General features: G+C 65.4%; 8 protein-coding genes. 5 read left to right on the forward strand and 3 right to left on the reverse strand.

Annotated elements, in window-relative coordinates:
• Positions 1 to 946: septation protein SepH (sepH, locus tag AC5RWX_RS29940; RefSeq protein ID WP_494099852.1), on the reverse strand; the 946-nt coding region annotated here is incomplete at its 3' end.
• Between the two features lie 223 nt (positions 947 to 1169).
• Between sepH and AC5RWX_RS29945 the strand changes: the two genes are divergently transcribed.
• The gene (locus AC5RWX_RS29945) at positions 1170 to 1469 is read left to right on the forward strand and encodes a DUF4193 domain-containing protein (protein WP_494099853.1); all 300 of its coding nucleotides are present in this window, start codon (positions 1170 to 1172) and stop codon (positions 1467 to 1469) included.
• Between the two features lie 126 nt (positions 1470 to 1595).
• On the opposite strand, the gene AC5RWX_RS29950 is transcribed toward AC5RWX_RS29945, so the two are convergent.
• Positions 1596 to 2084, reverse strand: a complete 489-nt coding sequence (locus AC5RWX_RS29950) for a DUF3093 domain-containing protein (RefSeq protein WP_494099854.1) — start codon at positions 2082 to 2084, stop codon at positions 1596 to 1598.
• Positions 2085 to 2245: 161 nt separating this feature from the next.
• On the opposite strand from AC5RWX_RS29950, the gene dut reads away from it, so the two are divergent.
• The 4 genes from dut (at position 2246) to AC5RWX_RS29970 (ending at position 4772) form a co-directional block, all read left to right on the forward strand.
• Positions 2246 to 2773, forward strand: a complete 528-nt coding sequence (dut, locus tag AC5RWX_RS29955; protein WP_494099855.1) for a dUTP diphosphatase — start codon at positions 2246 to 2248, stop codon at positions 2771 to 2773.
• Between the two features lie 121 nt (positions 2774 to 2894).
• On the forward strand, positions 2895 to 3608 hold the full coding sequence (locus AC5RWX_RS29960; protein WP_494099856.1) for a DUF3710 domain-containing protein: 714 nt from the start codon (positions 2895 to 2897) through the stop codon (positions 3606 to 3608).
• Positions 3601 to 3963: a single stranded DNA-binding domain-containing protein gene (locus AC5RWX_RS29965; protein WP_494099857.1), complete on the forward strand. Its 363-nt coding sequence runs from the start codon at positions 3601 to 3603 to the stop codon at positions 3961 to 3963. The genes AC5RWX_RS29960 and AC5RWX_RS29965 overlap by 8 nt, the downstream gene beginning before the upstream one ends.
• Positions 3960 to 4772, forward strand: a complete 813-nt coding sequence (locus AC5RWX_RS29970; protein WP_494099858.1) for a DUF3159 domain-containing protein — start codon at positions 3960 to 3962, stop codon at positions 4770 to 4772. The genes AC5RWX_RS29965 and AC5RWX_RS29970 overlap by 4 nt, the downstream gene beginning before the upstream one ends.
• A gap of 4 nt (positions 4773 to 4776) precedes the next feature.
• Here the strand turns inward: AC5RWX_RS29970 and AC5RWX_RS29975 are convergent.
• Positions 4777 to 5021, reverse strand: a 245-nt coding sequence (locus AC5RWX_RS29975; RefSeq protein WP_494099859.1) for a TrkA C-terminal domain-containing protein, incomplete at its 5' end; no start/stop codon positions are given.

The raw sequence follows: 5021 nt of genomic DNA on the forward strand, positions 1-5021 counted from the left end.
AATTCGCCTGTGCGGCAGGGGATTCGGGGGCGTCATCCTGCGACCCGTCGCCGGGCTCCTCCGGTTCAGGTATCAATTCCGAGGGCCTCGGGTGGGCAGCGGGCACGCCGTGGGTCAGGAGCAGCGCCAGGGCGTCGTCAGAATCCTCGTCCACACCCAGGCGCTGTCCGCGGCGCGAGCGCAGCATGTCCAGGAGTCCGTCTTCCTTGCTGTCCGCCTGCTCGGCCTCGGGAGCGGGACGGGGTGAAGGGCGGGCAGCGTCGGCGTCGGTTTCGAAGTCGAAGGGGCGGTCGGAGACGGCAGAGAGCCTGCGCGCCGGGACTGGACCATCCAAGGGCTCAAGCTCACTGAGCTGCTGCGCCCACCGGTTTGCGTTCTGCAGGGACTTCCTGGCCGGGCTGAACGTCCATAGTGCCGGAGGTTCCTCGCCAATGCCGGCCTTTCCACCGGTATTGGTTTCGAATCCGGCCGAGACCGTCCAGGTACCGTCTTGGCGCCGCCAGGAATCCCACTCCACTGTGGATGGATCAATGCCATGGGCAGACAGCCGGTGCGCAACCATGTCAGCCAGGGTGGCGGGATTGTCCCCAAAAGTGGACCGGTAGATGTCGTGGCCTGGCGAGGGCGAGGCAACCTCAACCTTCCGTGCCTGCTGGGCAACGTACTCGCGTTCGGCCAGGACCGGCCCCTCGTAGCGTTCGACCTTTGCCAGCGGCAGGCCCGAGAGTTCCGCCACGTCCGCAGCAGTCGCACCTGCCCGAATCCGGGCCTGGATGTCCCTGGGAGACATGGGAATGGCAGACCGCTCGGCCGGCGGCCTCGCGGCTGACCTGGTCGCGGTCCTCAGCGCTTCGTCGATCGGCAGCTGGAACATCTCGCCGCCGGCACCGCTCAACAGGAGATGCGCCCCGTCGTCGTGCACGCCTACAAGCCGTAGATCCTGCATACAAATCCTCCACCCTGGCATTACTATCAATCGAAACTCTGCCACCCGGTGCTCCCGTTTTGGCTCAAGGGGCAGGGCGCGCCGCGATATTCCGGCCCGGCGCTGGGTGGAAGGGTCGCTTCCGGGCGGGCGGGACCCACCGGGCCGGGCACAAACACGCGTCATCCAGCGTTATGCAGGATGTTGTTCACAGGCCGGCAAAAGGAAGAAGGATACGGCGACAATGGCCACCGATTATGATGCGCCGCGCAAGTCTGAGGAAGAGCTCGGAGAGGATTCCATCGAAGAGCTGAAAACCAGGCGCTCCGACAAACCGGTTGCGGTGGTGGACGAAGACGAAAGTGATCTTGCCGCAGGCTACGAGCTGCCCGGCGCTGACCTTTCCGGCGAAGAACTGACGGTTCAGGTGGTTCCCGCCCAAGCGGACGAGTTCACCTGTTCTTCGTGCTTCCTGGTCCGGCACCGCTCCCAAATTGCCCGGGAGAAGGAAGGGCGCTTCTACTGCAAGGAATGCGAAGGGTAATCCGCGAGCTGGCCTAAGCAGCCAGCAACCCAGGTAGGCCGGCAAAAGGAAATGCAGTTATGACGACGGCGGCATGCGGGCTGGGCGGACTTGTCACCGGCGGTGCATAGCCACCGAAGGGGCACGTCACCGGCGGGAGAGGGCCGCCGTCAGTTCGTCGGGCCGCCGGGTGGAGGCCAGCCAGTACGGCGTTTGGTCCGACGGATCCGTGATCCCGATCTTGACCACGGGGTCGATCCAGCCGCGGATGCAGAGGTAGGCGAGGGCGTTCAGCCGGGTCCCGCGTTCGGCTGTTGCTTCCGGACCCCGGAATGCCTCAACGGCGCCCACGAACCGGCGCTCGATGCTGGCCCGGCCCACGGTCAGGGAATCATCGGTAACCACGATGGCCGGGGTGGACAGGACCAGGAGAACTGCCATGATGACGAAAAGCACGCCGGCAGCAGTGAACCCGGCTGCTGTGCTGATGGGTGCAAATACCAGGATGCCCGCTCCTGCCACGCCTGCAGCGATGATCCAGATCCAGACGTTGGGCCAGAGCTTCTCCTTATAGATCACCGCAGACCCGGTGGACGGTCTCTGGGGTACGGGCGCGGAGGAGCTTGATTCGGGCATGTGCCCAGCCTTCCATCTTTCCGCGGCTATTTCATCTTGCGTGGGGCCGCCCCCTTACCGGCATCTCCTCCCCGGTGCGGCCGCTTCCTCCCCTGGTTCCGTCCCAGGGCAGGGGGCCTGACCTAGGACTGATTTGGGGGCGCGGGTTAGAGTGAGTGACTGTGACTGATGATCCCGCCACAGTAGATACTCTCCATCTTGAAGCAACCGCGTCCGCCGTGGCTTCCGGTGCTCCCACCCTCCAGGTCCAGCTGAAGATGCTGGATCCGGGCCTGGAGGCCCCGTCCTATGCCCATCCGGGCGACGCCGGCGCCGACCTTCGCGCCCGCGTGGACGTTGTGCTGCAGCCGGGGGAGCGGAAGCTGGTCCCCACGGGAGTGGCCATCGCCCTGCCTGAAGGGTTCGTCGCATTGATCCATCCCCGTTCAGGCCTGGCCACCAAGCACGGGCTCACCATTGTGAACGCTCCAGGAACTGTGGACGCCGGCTACCGCGGCGAGATCGCTGTCACCCTCCTGAACACCGACGCGAAGCAAAGCATCGAGCTGCGCCGCGGCGATAGAATTGCGCAGATGGTTATTCAGCGCGTGGAGTACGCGCAGTTCATCTCCGTCAACGAATTGAGCGGATCGGTACGTGGCACTGGAGGTTTCGGCTCCACCGGCGGCTTCAACCTGCCGGAAGCCTGACCCTTATCTCTTCCCCAACCCGTTCTGCCGCACTGGCATTTGCGTGCCGGACGGCAATAGAGCACGACGGCGGGACCCCCACGGGCCGGACCGGCAACTTCACACATAAGGAGAAACCCCAATGGTCTTTGGGCTCGGCAGGAAAGCCAAGAAGGAACAAGCAGCCGAACCGGACGACGTGTCCGCTGCGGCGGAGACTGCAGAAGAGGCAGTGGACAGTTCCGGACGCCGCTCGAACGGCCCTTTCGACGAATCGGAAATCGGCAGCCGCGACGGCTACGTCGACCTGGGCGCCCTCCTGATCACCCCCAGCGAGGGCCTCCAGCTCCGGCTCGAGGTGGAAGAAGCCACCCAGCGCGTCGTCGCGGTGACCCTGGACCTCAATGGTTCCAGCCTCCAGCTCCAAGCTTTCGCAGCCCCCAAAAGCGAAGGGCTTTGGGACGAGATCCGCGAGCAGATCGGCCAGTCCGTGGGAGTACAGGGCGGACAGGTCGAGGAGGTCGAGGGCACGTTCGGAACCGAGCTCGTGGCTAAGCTGCCCGCGGGACTGCCGGACGGCAGCCAAGGCTACCGGGTGGCACGCTTCATTGGAGTGGACGGCCCCCGCTGGTTCCTGCGCGGCGTACTGGGTGGAGCCGCTGCACTGGAGCGCCCTGCGGCGGAACCCCTCGAAGCGCTGTTCCGCCAGGTAGTTGTGATCCGCGGCGACAGCCCCATGCCGCCGCGCGACCTGCTGCAGCTCCGGCTTCCTAAGGACGCCACCACCACGCCACCGCCTGCTGCACCTGCACTTCAGGAACCTGAACGTGGTCCTGAAATTACACAGATTGGCTGACAATGCGCCTGGGGGAGCTCCGCTGAACGAAAGCGACGATGTTCCCCTCAGGCGGCTGCCGGACAAAGGCCGGGTGGTCTGCCGCGGCCGCATCGAATCCGTGACTTATGTGCCGGCGGACCAGACGGCTGCCTTCAGTGCCATGGTCTCGGACGCTGATCCCCGTGAATCGCGAGCCGGTGCTGTTGCCGGTCCCCGAGGGCGGCTTCGTGTGGTGTGGCTGGGACGGCGGCGCGTGCCGGGCATCGACGCGGGCACTGAAGTGCGGCTCAAAGGCATGCTGTCCCGTGTCGACGGCCTGCCCACCATGTTCAATCCACACTACGAGATACTGTCCCACCAGGAGAACGAATGACTGCACCACAGCCCAACCCGTCCTCCGGTGCAACAGGTCCGAACGGCGCGGGCCCGAAGGGGACTGGTCCGGATGGCGCCGACAAGGACAAACTGCCGGACGGTATGGGCCAGGACCCCTCCCCGGTAGCTGGTTTCGCTGCAGACTACGCCGCAAAAGCAGGGCTGCACCGGACCCATGACGGCCAGGTTGATGTGCTGCGCAGCGCCGGCGGTGTCCAGGGCATTGCCGAAAGCATCCTCCCGGGACTGTTGTTCCTCGTGACGTACACCATCACCCAGGACCTTACGGCCTCCCTGGTGGCCGCGCTGGCTGTCGCGGCAGTCTTCACCGTGGTCAGGCTGGTGCAGCGGCGTCCCCTGACGCAGGCACTGGCTGGCGTCGTGGGTGTGGGCATCTCCGCCTGGCTCGCCAACACCACAGGAAAAGCCGAGGACTTCTACCTGCCGGGCTTCTTCACCAACGCGGCCTACATCGTGGCAATGGTGATTTCGATTCTCGTCAAGTGGCCGGTGGCCGGGTTGCTGTTCGGGTTCATCCGCAATGAGGGCCTTGACTGGCGCAAGGACCCGGCCCGGCTCAAGGCGTACCGGGTCGGCACTTGGATTATCGTGGCAGTCCTGGTGCTCAGGCTTGTGGTGCAGGTTCCCCTCTACCTCCTGGGACCGGAAGGGTTTGCCGCGCTGGCTACCACCCGGCTCATCATGGGTGCGCCCCTGTACATCCTGGGAGTCTGGATCGCATGGCTCATCACCAAGCCGGCCCCGGTTGACGACGAGGCGGCGGACGGCGCGCCCGCGAAAGGCTAGCCGCTTACCCGTCGAACCCGTCGTCCTCGGGACCTTGCTGCTCCAGGTGACCTGCGTCTTCCGCAGGCCGGGGCTCTGGAGATTCGGAGGAGTCCGGGGAGAGCAAGCCGCGCAACTCGTCCTCGGCAGCGATCGTGGTGACAAAGAACAGCTCGTCGCCGCCGTCAATCACGTCGTCCCGGCTGGGCGTGATCGGGGCATGGTCCCGCAGGATGGCCACCAGCGTGGAATCCTCCGGCCAACGGATTT

Source organism: Arthrobacter sp. SPT-J7, from assembly GCF_059089965.1.